Origin of the sequence: Sphingomonas sp. ASY06-1R, assembly GCF_052180265.1 — a bacterium.
Lineage (GTDB): Bacteria > Pseudomonadota > Alphaproteobacteria > Sphingomonadales > Sphingomonadaceae > Sphingomonas_I.
Map to the genome: position 1 here is coordinate 1,541,007 of NZ_CP197464.1, position 22,601 is coordinate 1,563,607.

At 63.5% G+C, this 22,601-nt stretch carries 23 protein-coding genes; 13 read left to right on the forward strand and 10 right to left on the reverse strand.

The window, feature by feature from the left end; translation table 11 throughout:
- Positions 1–5 precede the first annotated feature (5 nt).
- Positions 6–1,322 carry a M28 family metallopeptidase gene (locus tag ACSBM8_RS07460; RefSeq protein ID WP_442681007.1) on the reverse strand — a complete coding sequence of 439 codons (1,317 nt, stop codon included), beginning with the start codon at positions 1,320–1,322 and terminating at the stop codon, positions 6–8.
- A gap of 173 nt (positions 1,323–1,495) precedes the next feature.
- On the opposite strand from ACSBM8_RS07460, the gene ACSBM8_RS07465 reads away from it, so the two are divergent.
- From ACSBM8_RS07465 to ACSBM8_RS07500, 8 genes are all read left to right on the forward strand, one after another.
- Entirely contained in the window at positions 1,496–2,068 is a 573-nt protein-coding gene (locus ACSBM8_RS07465) for an SRPBCC family protein (RefSeq protein WP_442681008.1), read from the forward strand.
- Between the two features lie 26 nt (positions 2,069–2,094).
- Entirely contained in the window at positions 2,095–3,315 is a 1,221-nt protein-coding gene (locus ACSBM8_RS07470) for a zinc-dependent alcohol dehydrogenase (RefSeq protein WP_442681009.1), read from the forward strand.
- Entirely contained in the window at positions 3,308–4,108 is an 801-nt protein-coding gene (locus ACSBM8_RS07475; protein ID WP_442681010.1) for an SDR family NAD(P)-dependent oxidoreductase, read from the forward strand. Before ACSBM8_RS07470 ends, ACSBM8_RS07475 begins: the two co-directional genes overlap by 8 nt.
- A 65-nt stretch (positions 4,109–4,173) precedes the next feature.
- Positions 4,174–5,046 (forward strand): NAD(P)-dependent oxidoreductase, encoded by an 873-nt coding sequence (locus tag ACSBM8_RS07480; RefSeq protein ID WP_442681011.1) that lies wholly within the window; start codon positions 4,174–4,176, stop codon positions 5,044–5,046.
- Positions 5,047–5,082: 36 nt separating this feature from the next.
- The gene (locus tag ACSBM8_RS07485; protein WP_442681012.1) at positions 5,083–5,724 is read left to right on the forward strand and encodes an isochorismatase family cysteine hydrolase; all 642 of its coding nucleotides are present in this window, start codon (positions 5,083–5,085) and stop codon (positions 5,722–5,724) included.
- Between the two features lie 127 nt (positions 5,725–5,851).
- On the forward strand, positions 5,852–7,195 hold the full coding sequence (gorA, locus tag ACSBM8_RS07490; RefSeq protein ID WP_442681013.1) for a glutathione-disulfide reductase: 1,344 nt from the start codon (positions 5,852–5,854) through the stop codon (positions 7,193–7,195).
- Positions 7,196–7,249: 54 nt separating this feature from the next.
- Positions 7,250–8,095 (forward strand): sulfotransferase family protein, encoded by an 846-nt coding sequence (locus ACSBM8_RS07495; RefSeq protein WP_442681014.1) that lies wholly within the window; start codon positions 7,250–7,252, stop codon positions 8,093–8,095.
- A gap of 81 nt (positions 8,096–8,176) precedes the next feature.
- The gene (locus tag ACSBM8_RS07500; RefSeq protein ID WP_442681519.1) at positions 8,177–9,103 is read left to right on the forward strand and encodes a tyrosine recombinase XerC; all 927 of its coding nucleotides are present in this window, start codon (positions 8,177–8,179) and stop codon (positions 9,101–9,103) included.
- 140 nt (positions 9,104–9,243) lie between these two features.
- On the opposite strand, the gene gcvA is transcribed toward ACSBM8_RS07500, so the two are convergent.
- Positions 9,244–10,140 (reverse strand): transcriptional regulator GcvA, encoded by an 897-nt coding sequence (gcvA, locus tag ACSBM8_RS07505; RefSeq protein ID WP_442681015.1) that lies wholly within the window; start codon positions 10,138–10,140, stop codon positions 9,244–9,246.
- A 133-nt stretch (positions 10,141–10,273) separates the two neighbouring features.
- Here gcvA and ACSBM8_RS07510 point away from each other — a divergent pair, with 133 nt between their 5' ends.
- Positions 10,274–10,675, forward strand: coding sequence for a RidA family protein (locus ACSBM8_RS07510; RefSeq protein WP_442681016.1), 402 nt, complete (start codon positions 10,274–10,276; stop codon positions 10,673–10,675).
- 114 nt (positions 10,676–10,789) lie between these two features.
- Here ACSBM8_RS07510 and ACSBM8_RS07515 read toward each other — a convergent pair whose 3' ends face one another.
- From ACSBM8_RS07515 to ACSBM8_RS07535, 5 genes are all read right to left on the reverse strand, one after another.
- Positions 10,790–11,548, reverse strand: coding sequence for an alpha/beta fold hydrolase (locus ACSBM8_RS07515; RefSeq protein WP_442681017.1), 759 nt, complete (start codon positions 11,546–11,548; stop codon positions 10,790–10,792).
- Between the two features lie 46 nt (positions 11,549–11,594).
- The gene (gene cysK / locus ACSBM8_RS07520; RefSeq protein ID WP_442681018.1) at positions 11,595–12,509 is read right to left on the reverse strand and encodes a cysteine synthase A; all 915 of its coding nucleotides are present in this window, start codon (positions 12,507–12,509) and stop codon (positions 11,595–11,597) included.
- The gene (locus tag ACSBM8_RS07525) at positions 12,506–13,783 is read right to left on the reverse strand and encodes an MFS transporter (RefSeq protein ID WP_442681019.1); all 1,278 of its coding nucleotides are present in this window, start codon (positions 13,781–13,783) and stop codon (positions 12,506–12,508) included. The genes cysK and ACSBM8_RS07525 overlap by 4 nt, the downstream gene beginning before the upstream one ends.
- A gap of 88 nt (positions 13,784–13,871) precedes the next feature.
- Positions 13,872–14,714, reverse strand: coding sequence for an alpha/beta fold hydrolase (locus ACSBM8_RS07530; protein WP_442681020.1), 843 nt, complete (start codon positions 14,712–14,714; stop codon positions 13,872–13,874).
- A gap of 79 nt (positions 14,715–14,793) precedes the next feature.
- Positions 14,794–16,227: an MFS transporter gene (locus ACSBM8_RS07535; protein ID WP_442681021.1), complete on the reverse strand. Its 1,434-nt coding sequence runs from the start codon at positions 16,225–16,227 to the stop codon at positions 14,794–14,796.
- A gap of 85 nt (positions 16,228–16,312) precedes the next feature.
- Here ACSBM8_RS07535 and ACSBM8_RS07540 point away from each other — a divergent pair, with 85 nt between their 5' ends.
- Both ACSBM8_RS07540 and ACSBM8_RS07545 read left to right on the forward strand, forming a co-directional pair.
- Positions 16,313–17,341 (forward strand): aspartate-semialdehyde dehydrogenase, encoded by a 1,029-nt coding sequence (locus ACSBM8_RS07540; protein WP_442681520.1) that lies wholly within the window; start codon positions 16,313–16,315, stop codon positions 17,339–17,341.
- 1 nt (position 17,342) lies between these two features.
- Positions 17,343–18,005: a DUF2238 domain-containing protein gene (locus ACSBM8_RS07545; protein WP_442681521.1), complete on the forward strand. Its 663-nt coding sequence runs from the start codon at positions 17,343–17,345 to the stop codon at positions 18,003–18,005.
- A gap of 59 nt (positions 18,006–18,064) precedes the next feature.
- Here ACSBM8_RS07545 and ACSBM8_RS07550 read toward each other — a convergent pair whose 3' ends face one another.
- Positions 18,065–19,258, reverse strand: coding sequence for an NAD(P)/FAD-dependent oxidoreductase (locus ACSBM8_RS07550; protein WP_442681022.1), 1,194 nt, complete (start codon positions 19,256–19,258; stop codon positions 18,065–18,067).
- A gap of 48 nt (positions 19,259–19,306) precedes the next feature.
- Here ACSBM8_RS07550 and ACSBM8_RS07555 point away from each other — a divergent pair, with 48 nt between their 5' ends.
- On the forward strand, positions 19,307–19,753 hold the full coding sequence (locus ACSBM8_RS07555) for a GFA family protein (RefSeq protein WP_442681023.1): 447 nt from the start codon (positions 19,307–19,309) through the stop codon (positions 19,751–19,753).
- Positions 19,734–20,504 carry an alpha/beta fold hydrolase gene (locus tag ACSBM8_RS07560; RefSeq protein ID WP_442681024.1) on the forward strand — a complete coding sequence of 257 codons (771 nt, stop codon included), beginning with the start codon at positions 19,734–19,736 and terminating at the stop codon, positions 20,502–20,504. Before ACSBM8_RS07555 ends, ACSBM8_RS07560 begins: the two co-directional genes overlap by 20 nt.
- A gap of 117 nt (positions 20,505–20,621) precedes the next feature.
- On the opposite strand, the gene ACSBM8_RS07565 is transcribed toward ACSBM8_RS07560, so the two are convergent.
- Both ACSBM8_RS07565 and ACSBM8_RS07570 read right to left on the reverse strand, forming a co-directional pair.
- Positions 20,622–22,061, reverse strand: coding sequence for an AMP nucleosidase (locus ACSBM8_RS07565; protein ID WP_442681025.1), 1,440 nt, complete (start codon positions 22,059–22,061; stop codon positions 20,622–20,624).
- On the reverse strand, positions 22,061–22,543 hold the full coding sequence (locus tag ACSBM8_RS07570; protein WP_442681026.1) for a peroxiredoxin: 483 nt from the start codon (positions 22,541–22,543) through the stop codon (positions 22,061–22,063). The genes ACSBM8_RS07565 and ACSBM8_RS07570 overlap by 1 nt, the downstream gene beginning before the upstream one ends.
- Positions 22,544–22,601 lie beyond the last annotated feature (58 nt).

The following is a 22,601-nucleotide window of genomic DNA, read 5'->3' on the forward strand; positions in this document are numbered from 1 at the left end:
ATGCCTCAGCGCTTGCTGCCGAGCGGCGGGGCAGGCGGGACACCCCCGAAGGTGACGAGGCTTTCCGCACCGTTCTTGGCCAGAGCGGACACGCCGAAGAAATTATCGTCGATATTCACGCGGCGCAGGTCCGTCATCGTTGCGCCGGCAGGGACATCGCGATGGTCGCTCCAGCTGCTGCTGTCGGCCCGGCGCCAATATATGCGGTAGCCGGCTGCGCCCGGAACCGGCTCCCATGCGACATGCGTATCGTCGCTCAGCGCACCCGCGATCGTGACACGGGCGGGGGCCGCTGGAGCGGACGCGAGGTTGCGCAACATCGCGACGTTCAAGGCCGTCACCTTGGCCAGATAGGGGAAGTCGACCCAATCGATCGTGTCGCCATAGACGCGGCCATTTTCGGTGCGCAGCGATTGGTGCTGACGATCGTAATTCTCGGTCGCCTCCGAAAAGCGGATCGCCGGATAATCGGCTTCCAGGAAGGGAATGTGATCGCCGCCGCGCTGGAAGCGGTCGGGGCGCCGCACCGCCAGAACCTGCAGGCCGATCTCGCGATGGGCCGCGGCCTGAACGACCGTGGCCTTCGCTAGCGCGCGCGACGGGCTGTCATCCTCGCCGCCTGTGGCACGCTGCTGCTTCAGCCCGTCGGCATCGGCGGCGACGCGGATACCCTCGCTGAATACCCGCACGCGATCGGTGACATGTTCGCCGCCAATGCCATGGGTATTGCCGACAATATCGTTGTTGAGCACGGCCGCCACCTTCCAGCCCCGCGCCTTGGCGGTGTTGGCAAGCAATTTGCCGCCCCATAGCCCCTGTTCCTCGCCGGAGAGGGCCGCATAGACGATCGTCGCGGGAAACTTCTCGCGCGACAACAAACGTGCCGCCTCCAGAACCAGCGCCACCCCCGACGCATCGTCATTGGCGCCTGGAGCATCACTGGTAGCGTCCATCACGTCATTCACACGGCTGTCGATATGGCCCTGGACGATGATAACGCGATCCGGGTCGCCAGTGCCTTTTTGGATCGCGAGAACATCTTCCACCCTCACCCCGGCAGGGGCTCGTGGGCCGGTGAACGTGTCGCCGATCGTCTCGACCGTCAGGCAATTGCCGCATTGCCGACCAAGCGTCGTGAATTCGCCGGCAACCCAGCGACGGGCCGCGCCGATTCCGCGTACGGGATCTGTGGTCGTGGACAAGGTATGCCGCGTGCCGAAGCTCACCAGGCGTGCCACCGTCGCTTCCAGCGCTTTGGGGCTTGGCGCGGGCGCGGCCGCGGTCAGGAAGAAAAGCGGCGCCAGAAAAGCTAGCTGTCTCATACCGTCACATTGCGGCTGCTTCCGCGCGGGGGCAAGCGCACTGACCGGCTAACCTACGTTAGATGCACATTTTTTTGTCTCATTATCGGACCGGTTCGTGCGTCGCGCGGGGAACCGCAGGCGCCCCGACTGGTTGATGACATCATACCTCAATACTGATTGCAGGAGCGAAAATGAGCGCCCCCGAAAGTATAGACGCGCCGGCAACCGCCGCGCGCGACGGTGACGTGCGCACTAGCGAGGCGCCCCGTAATGAAAAGACCGTCATAGCATCGGTCGTGACGATCGCGAAACCGGCGCAGGAGCTTTATGCGTTCTGGCGTGACTTCTCGAATCTGACGAAAGTCATGGAGAATATCGAGCGAATTGATGTTCATGATCCCATTCGTTCGACGTGGATCGTGAAAGCTCCGGGGGATCGCACGGTTCAGTGGGATTCGCTCGTCACGGCGGATGAGGCGGGTCGGTTGATCGCCTGGGAATCGGTCGAAGGCTCGGAAATCCGCAACTCTGGCAAGGTCGAATTCAACGAAGTGCCGCATCGGGGCACGGTGGTGCGGGCGGTAATCGCCTATGATCCACCGGGCGGCGCCATCGCGCAATTCTTCGCCAAGCTATTCCAGCGTGAACCCGCACTGCAATCGCGCCGCGATCTGCGCCGCTTCAAGCAGTTCATGGAGACGGGCGAGATCAGCACGTCGGCACGCACTCGCGCTGAGGCGACCGATCTCCCGACCGCCGCTTAAACCACTCTCAAGCAAGGACAGGCCGAATGCGCGCTCTCACTTGGCACGGCAAGCATGACGTCCGCATGGAAACGGTGGATGATCCGGAGATCATCAACCCGCGCGATGCCATCATCAAGATCACCTCGACCGCCATCTGCGGTTCGGATCTTCACCTCTATGACCACTACATCCCGACGATGCAGACGGGCGATATCCTCGGCCACGAATTCATGGGCGAGGTGGTCGAGACCGGGGCCCGATCGACCCTGAAGAAGGGCCAGCGCGTGGTGGTGCCCTTCACCATCTCCTGCGGCGCCTGCTATTTCTGCCAGAAGCATCAATATAGCTGCTGCGACAACTCGAACCCCGCCGACAATCAGGACATTTCCGAACTCGCTTACGGCAACCGCATGGCGGGGTTGTTCGGCTACAGCCACATGACCGGCGGCTATGCTGGCGGACAGGCGGAATATGTGCGCGTGCCTTATTCGGATGTCGGCCCGATCGTGATCCCCGATGGTGTCGAGGACGACAAGGTCCTGTTCCTGTCGGACATCCTGCCGACCGGCTGGATGGCGGCGGAGAATGCCGACATCGAGCCTGGCGATACGGTTGCGGTCTGGGGCTGCGGACCCGTCGGCCTGTTCGCGATCCAGTCAGCCTTCCTGATGGGGGCACGCCGCGTCATCGCGATCGATCATTTCCCCCGTCGCCTGGAACTGGCGGCGAAGTTCGGCGCGGAAACGATCAATTTCAACGACACCAAAGTCTATGATGCGCTGATGGAGATGACCGGCGGGATCGGTCCCGACGCAGTGATCGATAGCGTCGGCCTTGAGGCACATGGCCTGTTCGTCGACAATGTCATCGATCAGTTCAAAGTATCGACCTTCCTCGGCACCGATCGCATCCACGCCTTGCGCCAGGTAATCCTGGCGTGCCGCAAGGGTGGTCGGGTGTCGGTTCCGGCCGTCTATGGCGGCTTCGTCGACAAATTCCCCATGGGCGCCTTCATGGAGAAGGGGCTCACGATGAAAACCGGGCAGACCCACGTACAGCATTATCTGCCCGGCCTGCTCAACGCGATCATGGAGGATAAGGTGGATACCACCTTCCTGATCTCGCATCGCCTGCCGCTGGAAAATGCACCCGACGGCTACAAGCTGTTCCACGACCATCAGGATATCGCCACCAAGATCGTGCTCAAGCCCGGTCTGGAGAAGATCAACGTCGAAATGCCTACTTCGGAGAGCTATCATGGGTAACGGCAAGCTTGCGATCGTCACCGGCGCCTCGACCGGTATCGGCTTCGAAATCGCCCATCTCGCGGCGCAGGACGGTTATGATCTGCTGGTCGTCGCCGACGAGCCGTTGATCAACAATGCCGCGGACGACTTCAAACGACATGGCACACAGGTGACATCGATCGAGGCGGATCTTGCCACGTTCGAGGGCAACGACACGCTGCTGGCCGCCGCCAACGGTCGCTCGATCGACGTGCTGGTGGCAAATGCCGGTCGCGGGCTGGGACGTGCCTTCGTCGATCAGGATGTCGCCGATTGGCGCCGCGTGATCGATACCAACGTCACCGGCACCACCTATCTGCTGCAGAAGGTCGCGCAGCAGATGCAGGCGCGCAACGAGGGCAAGATCTTGATCACCGGTTCGATCGCCGGGCTGATTCCGGGCGCCTATCAGGCGGTGTATAACGGCACCAAGGCCTATCTCGACAGCTTCTCCTACGCCCTGCGCGAGGAACTGCGGGATACCGAGGTGACGGTCACCGTGCTGATGCCGGGCCCGACCGAAACCGAATTCTTCGAACGCGCCGACATGATGGATACCAAGGTCGGCGTCGACAAGAAGGAGGATCCGGCGGCAACCGCGAAGAACGGCTGGGATGCCATGAATTCGGGCGCGGGCCATGTCGTCTCCGGCTGGATGAACAAGCTGCAGGCGGCGATCAGCCACATCACCCCGGACAGCGTGCTGGCGCACCGCCATACTGCGATGGCGGAGCCCGGCTCCGCCAAAGAGTCCAGCAACGCTGATCAATAACTCGGGTTGGGTTTATGAGGCCGCTCCGGTAGACGCCGGGGCGGCTTTTTCTATGGAGCGTCCACATGAAGATCGGGTTTATCGGCCTCGGTAATATGGGCAGCGTGGTCGCCCGCAACCTGATGAAGGCGGGGCATGACGTCACCGTCTGGAACCGCTCCCCAGGCAAAGCGGACGCCTTGGTGGCAGAGGGGGCAATTCGTGCCGCGACGCCGGCCGAAGCCGCGCAAGGCGATGTCGTGCAAACCATTCTGGCCGACGACACGGCGCTGGAGGCGGTGAGTTTCGGCCCGGACGGCATCCTCTCCGCGCCGTCCAAAGCCATCCACGTGTCGCACAGCACGATCAGCGTGAAGCTGGCCGAGCGCCTGACGCAGGCGCATGCGGATCACGGCTCGGTGCTGGTGTCCGCGCCCGTTTTCGGTCGTCCTGCGGCCGCCGAGGCGGCGAAGCTGTTCATCGCCGCGGCAGGCCCGGCCGATGCACTCGACATGTGCGAGCCGGTCTTCGATGCGATCGGGCAGAAGACCTTCCGGATCGGGGGTCATCCGCCCGCAGCCAACATCGTGAAATTGTGCGGAAATTTCATGATCCTGGCCGCCGTCGAAGCTTTGGCGGAGGCGATGACGCTGGCGCAGAAGCACGGTGTCGCCAAGGCCACGCTGCTGGAGGTGATGACGGGGACGCTGTTCGGCTCGCCCGCTTACCAGATCTATGGCGATATTATGGTGCGCGACGCATTCCGTCCGGCGGGCTTCGCGGCGCCGCTCGGCTTGAAGGACATGAATTTGGTGAGCGCGGCCGCGACAACGGCGTGGGTGCCGATGCCGGCATTGTCGGTCCTGCGCGACCATTTGATGGCCACGGTCGCCCGTGAGGGCGAGGAGATTGACTGGTCCGGCATCGCGAAAATTATCGCTGAAGATGCAGGGGCTTAGCCGGAAACGAATCTCGTTTCGCGCCGTTGCTAGGCGATGGCCAAGAGTATCTTGAATCAAGGGCGGGCGACGGCGCCATTCCGGGATGCGCCCCGCGGCAATACCGCTTTGCTGATCCTCGACATGATCACGGAGATGGATTTCAGCGGTGCCGACGCGATGCTGCGCGATACGATCAGCGCCTCCGATCGGATCCTGCGCCTGCGCGAGGCGGCCGACAAAGCAAGGCTGCCGGTCATCTACGTGAACGATAATTTCGGCGAGTGGCATTCGGAACGATACCGGCTGGTCGAACGCGCGATTACGAGCGATGCGGCGCGTGAATTTGTCGCGAAACTGGCCCCGCGGGATGGCGATTATTTCATCATCAAGCCGCAATTTTCCGGTTTTTATGCCACCAATCTGCCGGTTCTTTTACCCAAATTGGGGGTCGATCGGCTGGTAATTACCGGCATTGCGGCGGACATATGCGTGATGTTCACCGCCGCGGACGCGCATATGCGGGACTATGCGCTGTGGATTCCCGAGGATGCGGTGGCCGCGCAGACCCGCGAACGGCGTCGCTGGGCACTCGAAATCATGAAGCAAAGCATGGGCGCGGAGGTGCGCCCGACCGATAAAATGACGCTCGCGCGCTGGTCCAAACCACCCAAGAAGACCCCAGCCGAGCAGGATTGAGCGCTCCACGACGGTCCCGCGCCGTGCGGTTGCCGGGGCTGGATCGATCAGACTGACCGCGCTTTCGCATTTGCCGGGGCGGGGAGCGCCCCCTACATCGCAGCCATCCACTTCATCGGAAGACATGATGGCAGAGTTCGACGTTGACCTATTCGTAATCGGTGCTGGCTCAGGTGGGGTGCGCGCCGCGCGCGTCGCCGCCGGCCATGGCGCAAAAGTGGCGATTGCGGAGGAATATCGGGTCGGCGGCACCTGCGTCATTCGCGGCTGCGTGCCCAAGAAGCTGCTCGTCTACGGCGCCCATTTTGCGGAGGATCTGGCGGATGCGCGCCGCTTCGGATGGAAGGTTCCCGATTGCGAGTTCGACTGGAAGACGTTGCGCGACAATGTGCTGGGCGAAGTCACGCGCATTTCCGGTATTTATGGCGAGACGCTGGAGAATAATAAGGTCGAAGTCCTTCACGAACGCGCGACGGTTGCCGGCGCGCATGAGGTGAAGCTGGCGAGCGGTCGCACGGTGACCGCCAAATATATCCTGATCGCGACCGGCGCGACGCCGGCGATACCCGACATTCCAGGCAAGGAATTGGGCATTACCTCGAACGAGGCCTTCCATCTGGACGACGTTCCGAAGCGGATCATGATTGCGGGTGCGGGCTATATCGCCAACGAATTTGCGGGCATTTTCCATGAATTCGGGTCGCGCGTGACGGTGATCAACCGCACCAACGTCATCCTGCGCGGCTATGACGAGCAGATCCGCGATCGGCTGCTGCAGATTTCCAGTGGCAAGGGGATCGATTTCAAATTCCATGCCGAGATGGAGCGGATCGAGAAGCAGGATGACGGCTCGCTGCTGGTCCATATCGTCGATGACGATCCGATCGCATGCGACGTGGTGATGTTTGCCACCGGCCGCCAGCCGCTTACCAACCTAGGGCTGGACAATGCGGGCGTCGAACTCAACGATCGGGGCGCGATCAAGGTCGACGACGACAACAAATCGACCTGCGACAGCATATACGCGGTTGGCGATGTCACCGACCGAATCCAGCTGACCCCCGTGGCTATCCGGGAAGGCCAGGCTTTTTCCGATACCGTGTTCGGCAACAAACCCCATCGCGTCGACTATGACAATGTGCCGTCCGCGGTGTTCAGCCATCCGCCCATGGCGGGCGTCGGGCTGACCGAGGGCAAAGCGCGCGAGAAATATGGCGCGATCAAGGTGTTCACATCCGATTTCCGCGCGATGAAGAATGTGCTTGCCGGCCGGAACGAGCGTGCCTTGTATAAGATGATCGTCCACCCGGAGACGGATGTCGTCCTAGGAATCCACATGATCGGCCCGGACGCGCCGGAAATCCTGCAGGCAGCGGCCGTCGCGGTAAAAGCCGGACTGACCAAGCAGGCATTTGACGACACAGTCGCCCTGCATCCCAGCATGGCCGAAGAATTAGTGCTGATGCGCTGATAGCATCCTTGTTTCCCGGCATCTCCTCCGCTTAGGGGGTGCCGGGGGAATGCGATGTCTGAGCTGAATTATTTCTTCGTCTGCGGGGCTGCGAAGTCCGGCACAACTTGGCTGCAGCGCACACTGGATGCGCATCCAGAAGTGCAATGTTCGGGAGAAGGGCACTTCATCGAGCGTTTCAGCGTCCCGCTTGCAAAAATATTGCGCGAATATGCTGAAAAGATGACGGTCGTCTCACGACTCGTTTATGAGGATACGCCTTTTTATCCACCAATCGTGCAGGATGATCTCGATCGGGTGGTGCGAAACTTCATCATCGAACGGTTGATGAAACGGCAGCCCAAGGCGGGGGTCCGATGGATTGGCGACAAGACGCCGCGTTATACGCATTGCCTTCCGGCCCTTCTGCGTCTTTTCCCCGAGGCGCGCATCATTAATATCGTTAGAGATCCTCGCGACGTGGCAATGGCCCGCATGCATCATGCCCGTCGGTCCGGCGTGCCTGAGCGCGTGGCGGATGGTACCCCGGAGCGCCTGACCTTCATTGGCGATAGCGGTCAGGCCTGGAAGCAGAGCGTGGCGCCAGTTGAAGCCTTCGCGCGGGATCATCCCGGCGTCGTCCACACGCTTAAATATGAGGATTTGATCGCGGCGCCGGTCGAGCAGGCGCAAGCCCTGTTCCGCTTCCTGGATGTGCAGCACGACATCGCATTGATGCAGCGCGTGACTGCGGCGACGTCGTTCGAGGCCATGTCGGGCCGCAAGCCAGGGGAGGAGCATCCCACATCCTTTTTGCGCAAAGGGGTTGCGGGCGATTGGATCGGCCGGTTGGAGCCAGCGGAATTGGCGCTGCTGGACACGTCCTGCGGTGAGCTGATGCGTGCGAACGGCTATGCTTGAGCCAGGCCGCGTGGCGGTGCGTGATCGGCCGTCATAAAGGCGATGCTTCCGAGCATCGCCCGCTTGCCCTATGGTGGGGAGGTGGTAGCCGCATTGACCCTGGATACGCACCCCGCCTTCGCGGACGCGGCGGCATGGGAGGCGCATCTGCGGCAGGATCGGCGTCGATCCGAACATACGATCCGCGCCTATGCCGCGACCGCGCGCCGGCTGATCCGCTTCGTCGGCACGCATCGTGCAGCCGCGATCACGTCGCGCGATCTCGTCAGCGTCGACGCGGCGGAATTGCGGGCCTTTCTGGCGGCGCGGCGCGGCGAGGGATTGGCCAATGCCTCTGCGGCGCGGGAATTGTCCGCGCTGCGCGGCTTCTTGGCCTATGTCGCAAAAGGTGAAGGCACCGCCGCGCCGCCGCGTTTGCGCGGCCCGCGTGTCAAGAAGGGTGTCCCGCGGCCGGTTTCCCCGGCGGATGCGATCGCCATTGCGGACGATGCGGAGGATGAGGGGCGCGAACCCTGGATCGGCCTGCGCGACCGCGCCGTGCTGTTGCTACTATATGGCGCGGGCCTGCGCGTCGGTGAAGCGGTCGCCCTTACCGGGGCCGTGCTGCCGCTGGGAGACACGCTGGTCGTGACCGGCAAGCGCAACAAGACGCGGATGGTGCCGCTGCTGGCGGCTGTCCGCGAGGCGATACAGCTCTACATCGACGCGAGCCCCTGGGGCGTCAGCCGCGATCTGCCCATTTTCAGGGGCGCAAAGGGCGGCCCACTTTCGGCCGACATCATCCGCCGCGCAGTGCGCGCGGCGCGGGCAAGGCTGGGCCTGGGCGAGCGCACCACGCCGCACGCGCTGCGCCACAGCTTCGCTACGCACCTGCTCGGGCGTGGCGCAGATTTGCGTTCGCTGCAGGAACTGCTCGGCCATGCCAGCCTGTCATCGACGCAGGTTTATACCGGCGTCGATGCCGCCCATTTGCTGGACGTCTATCGCAACGCGCATCCCCGCGCGTAGCATGGAGCTTGCTGTGCGGCGCGTTACCGATGTTTGACGTTAATCGGGAATGCTATCCTGAATTTGCCTCGCGCAAGCTTATTCATGATAATCAATGCTGGATCGATAACGCTTTAACGTCGCCGGCCTCCGACACACTGCTAGATGCGCTCGCCCGCAACATTCGCTTTGGAGAGCAGCCATTGCGCGGCTGCCGTGACGTGCACGCTCTTTTCGCCTTCCTGGGTGAGAAGATGATGGCGGAAGGCCGTTAGCTTTGGATCGAACGGCGCAACGAGGTGGCCTGCCGCCAATTCGTCCTCGACCAAAGCCAGGCTGGCAAGTGCGATTCCCTGACCAGCGACAGCGGCCTGGATCGCGTGGCTTTCCTCGGAAAAGCGCAGCAGCGGCGTCTCTTCCGGTTCAGGCAAGTCCGCCGCTGCGAACCAGCGTGCCCAGGTCGGGTTCTGCCGATGACGTCGACGCCACTGAAATTCAATCAACGGTCGTAGCGCCAGATCGGCGACTGTCTCGACCCGCAGCATCGGATTGAAGACCGGCGCGAAACGATCGGCGAACAAGGGAACGACGTCAAAGCCTGGATACGGGCCTTCCCCGTAGCGGATGGCTATATCGACACCCGCCGCACCAAGGTCGACCACATCATTGGACGCCTGGAGCTGAAGGTCGATGTGGGGATGAAGCGCGCGGAAATCCGCTACGCGTGGGATGAGCCAGCGCGCGGTAAATGCGATCGTCGCCGAGATCGTGACCCGGGCACGGCTGCGTCGCCGGGTAAGGCGCTCCAGTGTGTCCGCGAAGGCGTCCAACCCATCTCGCAGGACTGGATAGAGCTGCGCCCCGGCATCGGTCAGCACGACCTTGCGGGTTCGGCGTTCGAAGAGTGAAAGCCCGCTATACTCCTCAAGTGCCCTGATCTGATGGCTGACGGCCGCGGGCGTGACGGCAAGCTCCTCAGCGGCTTTCTTGAAGCTGTCGTGGCGAGCTGCTGCCTCGAAGGCGCGCAGCGCGGAAAGAGGCGGAAGGCGTCGTATCATGGCTGAGCCTACCTCATCTATCAGGTGAAAATTCGTCGTTTGTCATAGATCCGCGAAGCACCGACCTACCAGGTAGCACTCTGTGCATCGGTTAGATTTTCTTCGCCGTCACCGATATCGAAGGAGGCAGACGATGGATCTGGAACGCGTGGTCACCTCGCCCGATAATTACGAGGCGTTCCTGCTGTCGCAGGGCATCAAGTTCGGGAATCTGCTATTCATCTCCGGCCAGGCCGGTGCCGGCGACGATGGCAAGATCGTTGAGGGCGGCTTTCGTGCGCAGGGCGAGCAGGCGTTCGCAAACTTGCGCCGTGCGCTAGAGGCCGGTGGATCGAGCCTCGACGACGTCATCAAGGTTACGATCTTCGTTACCGACATGGGCAACTTCAAAGAGGTCGTCGAGCTCCGTCGAAAGTTTTTTTCGGAGCCGTATCCGGCAGACACGATCGCGGAGGTGAAGGCGCTGTACGATCCCTCGGTCATGATCGAGATCGAGGCGATCGCCGGCATCCGCGATAGCCGGATGCGCGACTGAGTTGATCGGCATTTTGCGCGAACGGCGCGCCAATCCAGGTTTAGCGTGGGCTTGGATTGCCGCGGCGCGTGCTGCGTCCGGCAGTGACAATCGAGGAACTCGGCAACGGGGCCGTTACAGTGCGCGTTCGATCAATGCGGCGACTTCGCGCGGGTGGGAGAGGAGCGAGACGTGGCTGGAGCGGAGTTCGATCTTCGTGGCACGCATACGTGTTGCCATGAAGCGCTGCAGATCGGGGTTGATCGTGCGGTCTTCCGTCGAAATTGCGTAGAAGCTGGGCTTGGTACGCCATGCCGCGACGCTGGTCCGCCCCGCGAGCAGGCTTTTTTGGAACGACTCCTGCACGGCGAAGAGCGCGCGTGCCTTGGCGGGCGGCAGGTCGCCCGCGAAATCGCGCAGGAACGCCTGCTCGGTCAGGCGGCCCTCGTCCCCGTCGTAGACGATGCCGGCCGAAGCGGGCGGGGCGGGGAAGCGGGCGGCGAGCGCGGCATAATCTTCGCCCGCATCAGGCGCGCGCGCCGCGACATAGACTAAGGCGGAGACGTTCAGGTGGACGCCCGCCTCGCTCACGATCATGCCGGAGAAAGAGTGGCCCGCCAGGACGGTCGGCCCGTCCTGCCGGTCCAGCACTTTGCGGCATGCAGCGACTGCCGCGTCCAGCGTCGTCAGCGGGTTCTGCACCGACGTAACGTTGAGCCCCTTGGCCTGCAGGAGGGGAATGACCTCCGACCAGCTCGATCCATCAGCGAACAGCCCGTGGACGAGCACAACATTCTTCGCCCGCGGTTTGGACCGACCCTGGGCGGCTGCCGGCGCGGCAATCGCTGCGGCCGCCAGCACGCTTGATGTAAAAAGCCGACGATCGACGTGCATGACAGCCTCCTAGGATCGGCGACACCAGACCGCCGGGGCGACGAACTTACTCCGGCAGGAAGTCCGGCACGGACAGATAGCGTTCGCCGGTATCGTAGTTGAAGCCGAGGATGCGGCTGCCTGGTGCGTCCTTGAGCTTTTGTGCGATCGCGGCGAGGGTCGCGCCGGACGAAATGCCGACGAGCAGGCCTTCCTGGCTGGCCGAACGGCGCGCAAATTCCTTGGCGTCATTCGGATCGACCTGGATTACGCCATCCAGCGCCCCGGTGTGCAGGTTGGCGGGAATGAACCCCGCGCCAATGCCCTGGATCGGGTGCGGGCCGGGCTGCCCGCCGGAGATGACGGGCGACAAGGTCGGCTCGACCGCGAAGGTCTTGAGGTCGGGCCAGACCTGCTTGAGCGTTTCCGCAACGCCGGTGATGTGGCCACCCGTGCCGACGCCGGTGATGATCATGTCGATCGGCGTGTCGCGGAAATCGTTGAGGATTTCCTGGGCGGTGGTGCGGACATGGACGTCGATATTGGCGGGGTTTTCGAACTGCTGGGGCATCCAGCTGTTCGGCGTCTGGCCGATGATCTCGATCGCGCGCTCGATCGCGCCCTTCATGCCCTTCTCACGCGGGGTGAGATCGAAGCTGGCGCCGTAGGCGAGCATCAGGCGGCGCCGCTCCAGCGACATGCTTTCCGGCATGACCAGGATCAGCTTATAGCCTTTGACCGCGGCGACCATGGCGAGGCCGACGCCGGTATTGCCGGAGGTCGGCTCGACAATGGTGCCGCCGGGCTGCAGATCGCCCGATTTTTCGGCCGCTTCGATCATCGCCAGTGCGATGCGATCCTTGATCGATCCGCCAGGATTGGACCGTTCCGACTTGATCCATACTTCGGCATCGCCGAACAGCCGCTGAATGCGGATGTGCGGGGTATTGCCGATCGTTTCGAGGACGCTGTTCACTTTCATTTTGCCATCTCCTGGCCTGGAATATTCTCAAGGGTCTTTGGTGGTTCGAATGTACGCGCCTGTACCAGTTCCGGAAACAGGCGGGACCATAATATGGTTACACCGATAGCGCCGAAGCCACCGAGCACGACGGCCGGCACCGCGCCGATCAATGCCGCCAGGAAGCCGCTTTCGGCCTCGCCCAATTCGTTGGAGCCGGAGATGAACAGCGTGGAGACGGCACCTACCCGCCCACGCATATCATTCGGCGTCCAAATCTGGATGAGCGACTGGCGGACATAGACGGACAGCATGTCGCAGGCGCCCAGCACCGCAAGGCAGACCAGCGACAAGGGTACCCAGCGCGACAGGCCGAAGCCGATCGTGCAGACGCCGAACAGCGCGACGGCGAACAGCATCTTCACGCCGACATTATGCTTCAGCGGCCGGATCGAGAAGTAGAGCGCCATGGCAGCCGACCCCAGCGCCGGTGCCGCGCGCAGATGGCCCAAGCCCTCGGCACCGACCTTCAGGATATCGCGCGCATAGATGGGCAGCATCGCGGTGGCGCCCCCCAGCAAAACGGCGAAAAGATCGAGGCTGATCGCGCCGAGCACGACGCGATTATGGCGTACATAATGGAGGCCATCGATCATCTGCCGCCACGGATTGGCCTTTCGATCCAGCGTCGTCTTCGGGATCGGCCGGATGAACATCATCGATGCTGCCGCGAGCAGGAAGAGGCCGGAGGAGACGGTGTAAGGCAACCAATGCCCCGCTGCGTAGAGATAGCCACCCAATGCGGGACCACCGATCGCCCCGACCTGCCAGGCGATCGCCGACGCCGCGATAGCGGTGGGCAGCACGGCCGCCGGCACCAGATTGGGCGCAAGCGCGCCGATCGCGGGGTTGGCAAAAGCACGGCAGATGCCGAGCAGGATTGCGACGATGTAGATGGCGGGCAGGGTGGTCGTGTCGTGCCATCCCAGAAAAGCCAACCAGCCCGCGCACAGCGCCTCTGCCACGAGCACGATACGGGCGATCAGGCGCCGATCGACCCGATCCGCCGTCCAGCCGGTAATCAGCGTCAGGACGGCAAGCGGCACGAACTGGGCGATGCCGACCATCCCGAGCTGGAAGGCTGCTTCCTTGGGCGACATGGTGCGCCGGGCGATGTCATAGACCTGCCAACCGATCACCACGACCATCGCATTCTGGGCGATCGTCGTGCTGAACCGGGTCAGCCAGTAGAAGCGGAAATCGCGGAAGGAAAAAGGGGACGGCGGCTTCGTCATCGCCATGCTCTAGGCCCGGGTCGAAGCCCCTCGCAACCCGGAATAGCCCAGTGCGACACTAGGTTTTCTTCACCCCTCTCATAAGCTGTCAGCCGACCCGTCGATCCGTGTTACCGATGAAGCTGATCAGGTCGCGCGTCAGCCGATCCTTGGCGGTGGCGGTCAGCCCGTGCGGCTCGCCTTCATATTCGACAAGCTGTGCCTGCGGAATCGCGCGGGCGGCGGCGCGCGCCGATAGGTCGATCGGCACGGTCTGGTCCGCCGTCCCATGCACGATCAGGGTCGGCACGGTGAAGGCGGCAAGATCGGGCCGGAAGTCCGTCTTGCCGAAGGCGTCGATGCAATCGAGCACGCCCTTGATCCCGGCCTGCGCCGCCATGCGCTCGAACTGGTGCAAGACTTGTTCGCTGACCGGACTGGAGATGAAGCCCGCACCGTAAAAGGCCTTCGCGAATTGCGCGAAAAAAGCCGCGCGGTCCTTGCGGATCGGTGCCTTCATCTGTTCGTCAAAGACGCTGCCATCCACTCCGTCAGGATTGCTGTCGTCCTTCAAAAGATACGGCACGACCGATGCGATGAGGGCGACACTGCACACGCGCTTGCCGCCGTAGCGCGACATGTAGCGCGCAATCTCACCACCGCCCATGGAGAAGCCGACGAGGGTCGCGTCCTCCACGCCCGTGACTTCGAGCAGCTGCGCGAGATCGTCGGATAATGTGTCATAGTCATAGCCGGTCCAGGGCTGGCTCGACCGCCCGAAGCCGCGCCGGTCATAGGCAATGACGCGATGCCCGGCTTCCGCGAGCGCGAGCGCCTGATCTTCCCAACTATCGGCGTTCAATGGCCAGCCGTGAATCAGCACGACCGGGCGTCCGGACCCCCAATCCTTCACATAGAGATCCACGTCGTCATGCGTGTTGATGTAGGGCATCGATCATCTCCGGCGGCTGGGAATTGAGGGAACGCGCGGCGATGGGTTCCGCCGCACGCCGCGATCGTTGGAATGCGTGTCAGGCCGCGCCGACATCGCCGTGGCTGCCTGGTTGCGCCGTGCTGACCTCTCGCGACGATGGATTGCGGATGGATGGCCGCAGGCGGGAGAGGCTGCAAATACCAGCGGCGATGGTGAGCGCGCAGGCAATTAGCGGCGGGATGAACGAGGAACCGAAGCCGAGTGCCAGCATCGAGGCAACGCCGGTGGCACCCATCGTCTGTCCGACGAGGCGCGTGGTGGAGACCAGTCCGCCGGCAGATGCCGCGCGCTCGCGCGGCGCCGACCCGACGATGAGGCGGGCGTTGGGCGACAGGAACAGGCCGAAGCCCGCGCCGCACAGCGCCATGCGCCAGGCGACGTCGAAATATTCGGGCTGGGCCGGCAGGAAGGACAGCAGGACGAGCGCGACGGTTGCGATTGCCATCCCGATGCCGCCCAGTAGCCCGGCGGGATAACGATCGGAGAACGAGCCGGCGATCGGCGCGACGATCATGGTCGTCAACGGCCAGGGGGCGAGCATGGCGCCCACCTCGCTCGGCGCGAAGCCGAAACTATGTTGCAGCCGGAAGGGCAAAGAGAGGATCAGCGTCTGCGACGCGAAGAAGGCCATGAACGCGCCCGCGACCGAAAGGGCGAGGACGGGCCGCGACAGCAGATCCACCGGCAGGATCGGGAAGGGTTCGCGCCGTTCATGGAACACCAACGCGACCCCGAAGAGCAGGCCGATCACCACCACCGCGGCGCTGACCACCGGCGAATTGCCGTGCACCAGCGCCTCGAGCCCGGCGATAACCAGCCCGAAAGTGGCCATGTTCAGCATCGCCCCGGCCAGATTGTAGCTTCCCGCAACGGGAGGCACGTCCGGCAGCGCCCATCGGCCGAGCGCGAGGGAGAGGATGGCAAAAGGCGCGGCGATGGCGAAGACCCATGGCCATGGCGCCACCGACAGGATCAGGCCGCCCGCCGTTGGCGCCATCGCGGCGGACACCGAGCCCATGATATTGTTGAGGCCCAGGCCGCGGCCGAGATGCTTGGCCGGATAAACCCGGCGGATCATCGCGGCCATGACGGACAGCGCCGCTGCCGCGCCCGCCGCCTGCAAGGCGCGGACGACCAGGAGGAAGCCGAGGCTGTGCGCGAAGAAGCACAGGATCGTCGCGATGGTGAAGACGAGCTGGCCACCCTGGTAGAGCCGTTTCAGCCCGATACGATCGCCGAGCGCCGAGAAGGGCAGCAGCGCCATTACCAGAACGAGCTGATAGACGGTCACCACCAGGACCGCGGCAGAACTATCCACCCGCAGATCGCGCGCGATCGTGGGCAGCGCCACCGTCGCGATCGCGCCGTCGATGATGGTCAGCATCGTGCCGAGGCTGATGGCCGCCACCGCCAGGAAAAGGCGGCGCCCCTCAAGCCCGGCGCCGATCTGTTCGACATTGCTCGGTTTCATGGACGCAAAGATTTCCTCGGGCGTACCTGGCTAGACATGGCAGCCGTTATGCCTAATGCCGCGCACTTCAAAGGAGCAGATGACAATGGGTTACCGTGTGGTTGTAGCGGGCGCGACCGGCAATGTCGGGCGCGAAATGCTCAACATCTTGGCGGAGCGAGAGTTTCCGATTGATGAAATCGCCGTTCTGGCATCGTCGCGTTCGGCCGGCGACGTCATCGACTTCGGCGAAACCGGTAAGAAATTGACGGTGCGCAACATCGAGCATTTCGATTGGGCGGGCTGGGACATGGCCTTGTTTGCCATCGGCTCCGAGGGCACAAAGAAATATGCGCCGATCGCGGCTGCGGCGGGATGCACGGTGATCGACAATAGCTCGCTCTATCGGATGGACCCGGACGTTCCGCTGATCGTGCCCGAGGTGAACGCGCACGCGATCGACGGCTATCGCAAGCGCAACATCATCGCCAACCCGAATTGTTCGACCGCCCAGATGGTGGTGGCGCTGAAGCCGCTGCACGATGTCGCGACGATCAAGCGCGTTGTGGTGGCGACCTATCAGTCGGTGTCCGGCGCGGGCAAGGCGGGGATGGACGAGCTGTTCGAGCAGAGCCGCAACATCTTCGTCGGCGATCCGGCTGAGCCCAAGAAGTTCACCAAGCAGATCGCGTTCAACGTGATCCCGCACATCGACAGCTTCCTGGACGACGGTTCGACCAAGGAAGAGTGGAAGATGGTGGTCGAGACCAAGAAGATCCTCGATCCCAAGATCAAGGTGACCGCGACCTGCGTGCGCGTGCCCGTATTCGTCGGCCATTCCGAAGCGATCAATATCGAGTTCGAGAATGAGATCAGCGCGGCCAAGGCGAAGAGCATCCTGCGCGAGGCGCCGGGCGTGATGCTGATCGATAAGCATGAGGATGGCGGCTACGTCACGCCGATCGAGTGCGTCGGCGAATATGCGACCTTCATCAGTCGCGTGCGCGAAGACCCGACGGTCGACAGCGGCCTCAGCCTGTGGTGCGTCAGCGACAATCTGCGCAAGGGCGCCGCGCTGAACGCGGTGCAGATTGCCGAGCTGCTGGGTCGGCGCCATCTGAAGAAGGCGGCATAAGATCTTGAACTATCTGCGCAGTTGGCGTGCCCTTCCGGCATCCCAGCTGCGCATGATTGCCGTGCTGGCGGGCGCGGTGATCGTGGCCAACATCCGCCAGCCTTACCCCGAAATCGCTCCGCTGCAGCATATCCCGACGATCTTGCTGATGCTCGCGGCGCCCTTGCTGCTGCGCCGCTGGCCGATGTCGGGCAAGGCGGTGGGCTGCGTGCTGGCCTTCTTCCTGCTGCATACGTTTGCGGGCCGTTACACCTATTCGAACGTGCCGTATGATGCGTGGGTGCGTGCGCTATTTGGCGTTTCCATCGATCAGACGTTCGGACTGGTGCGCAACAATTTCGATCGCCTCGTCCATCTCAGTTTCGGCCTCTTTGCGATCCTGCCCTTCGCCGAGGCGGCGCACCGCTACGGCCGGATGGCACGCGGCTCGGCGCTCTTCAGCGCCTTTCTGTTCGTGGGCGCGATCAGCGCATTGTACGAGGTGTTCGAATGGATCCTGACGCTGATCCTCGCACCCGGGATGGCGGACGATTATAACGGCCAGCAGGGCGATATGTGGGACGCCCAGAAGGATATGGCGATCGCGATGTTCGGCGGGGCGCTGGTGTCGCTGGGGATGGCGGTGCGGATGCGGCGCGACCCTTCATCATTGCGAGGCTCGTAGCGAACCAGCGATCTTATTGTCTGGGACTGATTGCTTCGCTGCATGCGCAATGACGACGGCTAAATATCCTGCGCTGCGGCCCAGCCGCTGGCCCAGGCCCATTGGAAATTATAGCCGCCCAACCAGCCGGTCACGTCCACTGCTTCCCCCACGAAATACAGGCCGGGAAGGTGGCGCGCCGCCATCGTCTTGGAGGAGAGGCCGTCGGTCGAGACACCGCCGACGGTGACTTCGGCCTTGGCGAATCCTTCGGTGCCGTCGGGCTGGAAAGGCCAATCGGCGAGTTTCGCCTCGATCTCGCGCAACTGGCTGTCGCGCTGTTCGTCGAGCGGGCTGTCGGCCCCGAGCCGCTCCGCCAGCGCGGTGGCGAGACGATCCGGCAACAGAGTGCCGAGTATCGACCGTAACGTCGCGCGTGGGCGCTGGCGCTTGGCCTCGATCAGCCAGCCCGATTGGCCGGGCAGGAAATCGATCCCGATCGGCTGGCCATGCCGCCAATAGGAAGAAACCTGCAGGATGGCGGGGCCGGACAGGCCGCGGTGCGTGAACAAGGCGGCCTCCGCGAAGGCGGCCTTGCCGGCGCGCGCGACGACGGGCGCGGCGACCCCGGACAGGGAGCGGAACAGCGCTTCGTCCTGCGGGAGAGTTAGCGGGACCAGCGCAGGGCGAGGTTCGACCACCTTGAGCCCGAAGCGCCGTGCCAGATCATAGGCAAAGCCGGTGGCGCCGATCTTGGGAATGGAAGGCCCGCCGGTCGCGACGACCAACGCGGGGGCGGTCGCGATACGGTCGCCATACCGGACGCTGAAACGGCCGTCGGCATGGGAGACATCGGCGATGGCGGTGCCGAGGTGGAGCGTCACGTCGCCGCGCGCGCATTCATCGAGCAGCATCGCCACGATCTGCCGGGCCGAGCCATCGCAGAAGAGCTGGCCTAGCGTCTTTTCGTGCCAGGCGATGCCATGGCGCTCGACCAGATCGAGAAAGTCGCGCGCGCTATACCGGCTCAGTGCGGAGCGCGCATAATGCGGGTTGGCGGACAGAAAGCGATCGGGCGCGGTCCCCAAATTGGTGAAGTTGCAGCGACCGCCACCCGAGATAAGGATCTTCTTGCCGGGCTCATCCGCGTGATCGATCACCAGCGTCCGCCGTCCGCGTTGCCCGACGGCGGCAGCACACATCAGCCCGGCGCCGCCCGCGCCCAGGATGATCGCATCATATGTGTCGGGACCGGCCATGTCCCGCCGTGCCATGGCGCGCCGCGTCTTGCCAGCCGGTCCGCGCAATGCCAACGCATCCCGATGAGCGAGACCATGACAGGCGGCTGCCAGTGCAGGCGGGTGCGCTACACGGCACAGATCGCCAGCGATGATGCCTATCTGTGCCATTGCACGATGTGCCGCCGGGCGACCGGCGGGGCATCGATCGCCTTTGTGAGCGTGCCGCTGGAAGCGATGTCGTGGAACGGGGAGCCGGATTGGTATCGATCGTCCCCGATCGCGGAGCGTCCCTTTTGTGCGGCATGCGGGACGCCGCTCGGGTTCCGGTTCGTCGACGACGCGACGAACATGGATGTCACGATCGGATCTTTCGACGATCCGTCCCGGTTCAAGCCGGTTCATAATTATGCGACCGAAAGTATCCTGCCGGCGTGGCAGGATACGTCCCACCTCCCGGGCTTCCGCTCGGACGAAAATTCCAATGTCACGGAGCGATGGATGAAGAGCGTTGGCAAGCTCCCCGGCTGATTTTCCGGTCCGGCATTTCCGGAGCGAGGACGGGCTGGATCTCGTCTATCGGGAATTGGGGCAGGGCCGGCCCCTTATCCTGATCCACGGGCTGTTTTCGAACAGTTGGGTCAACTGGATCCGCTATGGCCATGCGCAATTGCTGGCGGAGCGCGGTTTCCGTGTCATCATGCCCGACCTGCGCGGACATGGAGAGAGTGCCGCTCCGCACGATGCCGCCTCCTATCCGCCCGATATCCTGGCGCAGGACGGGCTGGCGCTGGTGCGGCATCTGGGACTGACCGATTATGATCTTGGCGGCTATTCGTTGGGCGGACGCACGACCTTGCGGATGTTGGTCGATGGCGCGGCGCCCAGGCGCGCGATCCTGGCCGGCATGGGTCTGGCGGGGATATTGGACGTGCACCAGCGGCGGGGCTTCTTTCGCCATGTGCTGGAGGATCTGGGCAATCACAAGCGCGGGTCGGGCGCCTGGCTGGCCGAGGGCTTCCTGCGGACGACCGGCGGTGACGCAAAGGCGATGTTGCCGCTGCTCGACAGCTTCGTCGATACATCGGAACAGGAGATTGCGGCGATCACGATGCCGGTGCTGGTCCTGGCGGGCGTCGACGATCACGATAATGGATCGGCCGCCGACCTGGCCGCGATTTTGCCCGAGGGACGCCTGGCGCACATCCCGGGCAACCATATGACGAGCGTGTTGCGCCCGGAATTGGGTCAGGAGATTGCGGATTTCTTGCTGGATCAGTGAGCCGTCGCTGACCGAGGGATCCCGTCATTGCGAGCGCAGCGAAGCAATCCAGTCGTGCGGGCCTGGATTGCTTCCCCGGCTTTCGCCGTGTCGCAATGACGATCTTTCTCTTTTCCCCTAACGGAACGGCGGCTCGTTGAAGGCGCGTAGTTTGCGGCTGTGGAGCTGATCGCCGGCGAGCTTCAATTCGTCGATCGCGGCGATGCCGATGCGCAGATGCTCCGCGATGGCGCGTTCGTAGAAGCGGTTTGCCTGACCGGGCAGTTTGATCTCGCCATGGATCGGCTTGTCGGAAACACACAGCAAGGTGCCGTAGGGCACGCGGAAGCGGAAGCCCTGGGCGGCGAGCGTGGCCGATTCCATGTCGATCGCGACCGCGCGGCTCTGGCTGAAGCGTAGCGCCGAGCTGGTGTAGCGCAGCTCCCAATTGCGATCGTCGGTGGTGACGACGGTGCCGGTGCGCAGCCGTGCCTTCAGCTGATCGCCGCTCTCACCCGACACGCGTTCCGCCGCACGGCCCAAAGCCAGCTGAACTTCCGCAATGGCCGGAACCGGGATTTCTGGCGGCAGCACATCGTCGAGGACGTGGTCGTCGCGCAGATAAGCGTGGGCGAGGACATAATCCCCGATCCGCTGGCTTGGGCGCAGCCCCCCGCAATGCCCGATCATCAGCCAGGCTTCGGGCCGGGTGACGGCAAGATGATCGGTGATCGTCTTGGCGTTGGACGGGCCGACGCCGATATTGACGAGGCTGATGCCGGAACGGTCGGGCGCGACCAGATGGTAAGCGGGCATCTGGTGCCGGCGCCACGCGCTGTCGGCAATGGCGCGCGCCGGATCGGGATCGCCGGGCCGGATTTCGAGGCCACCGGCGCCGCTTAGCATCGTATAGCCCTTGCCGGCATCCAGCTCGCCGCAGGCCCAGGTCACGAACTCATCGACGTAGCGATGATAGTTGGTGAACAGGACATATTTCTGGACGTGCGCGGGTGGGGTGCCGGTGTAATGGCGCAGGCGCGCGAGGCTGAAATCGGTGCGCCCGGCTTCGAACAAAGCGAGCGGGCGGGGCGCAGTGCCCGGGATGGCCGTGCCGTCCGCAATCTCATCACCAATATGCGCAAGCTCGGTGGCCGGAAATATCCGCGCAAGTTCGACCGCGGCAGCACCCGTCAGGTCGATTTCCGAATCGAGCACATAAGGGTAGGCGATTTCCTCGTCGCTGCGCCCAACGCTCACTTCCGCGCCATAATCCTCGATCAGATAATCGAGCTGTTCGGCCAGATAATCGCGGAACAGTTCCGGCTGGGTGACGCTGATCGCATAGTCGCCGGGCACATGCAGCCGGCCGAAGGCGCGGCCCGGCGCGGTCGAAGCCGGGGTGCCGTCATACCGCACCCGGATTTCGGGATAGCAGAAGGCACCGGCGGCGCGTGTTGCGGGATCGGGGCGCTCACCTGTCGCGATGTAGCGCGACAAAGCGGCGCGCAGCATCGCGACCGACTCGCGGTACAGCGCTTCCAGCGCGTCGACATGGGCAAGGCTTTGGGCTGACGGCATCAGAGCTCCGCCAGCATATGATCGGCAGCGCTCACCCGGAACTCGCCCGGCGCCTCGATATACAGCTTTTCCACGACATTGTCGTTCACGACCATGGCAAAGCGCTGGCCGCGCGTACCCATGCCGAAGGCGCTGCCGTCAAAATCCAGGCCGAGCGCCTTCACGAAATCGGCATTGCCGTCGGATAGCAACGTGACCTTGCCTTCGGCGCGCGCGCTCTTGCCCCAGGCGGCCATCACGAACACGTCGTTCACGGCCATGCCGACAATCTCGTCAATACCCTTGGCCTTGAGCGCATCGGCCTTCTCGATGAAGCCCGGCAGATGCTTGGCCGAGCAGGTCGGCGTGAACGCGCCGGGAACCGAAAAGAGGGCGATGCGACGCCCGGCAAAATAATCCTGCGTTTCCACCTTGTCCGGACCGTTTTCGGTCATGCGGGCCAGGCTAGCCGGGGGCAAATTATCGCCAACACCTATCGTCATGGCTGATCTCCTTTGCTGTCTCCTATCAGCCGGATCGGGAACCCGGAAGGCCGGTGAA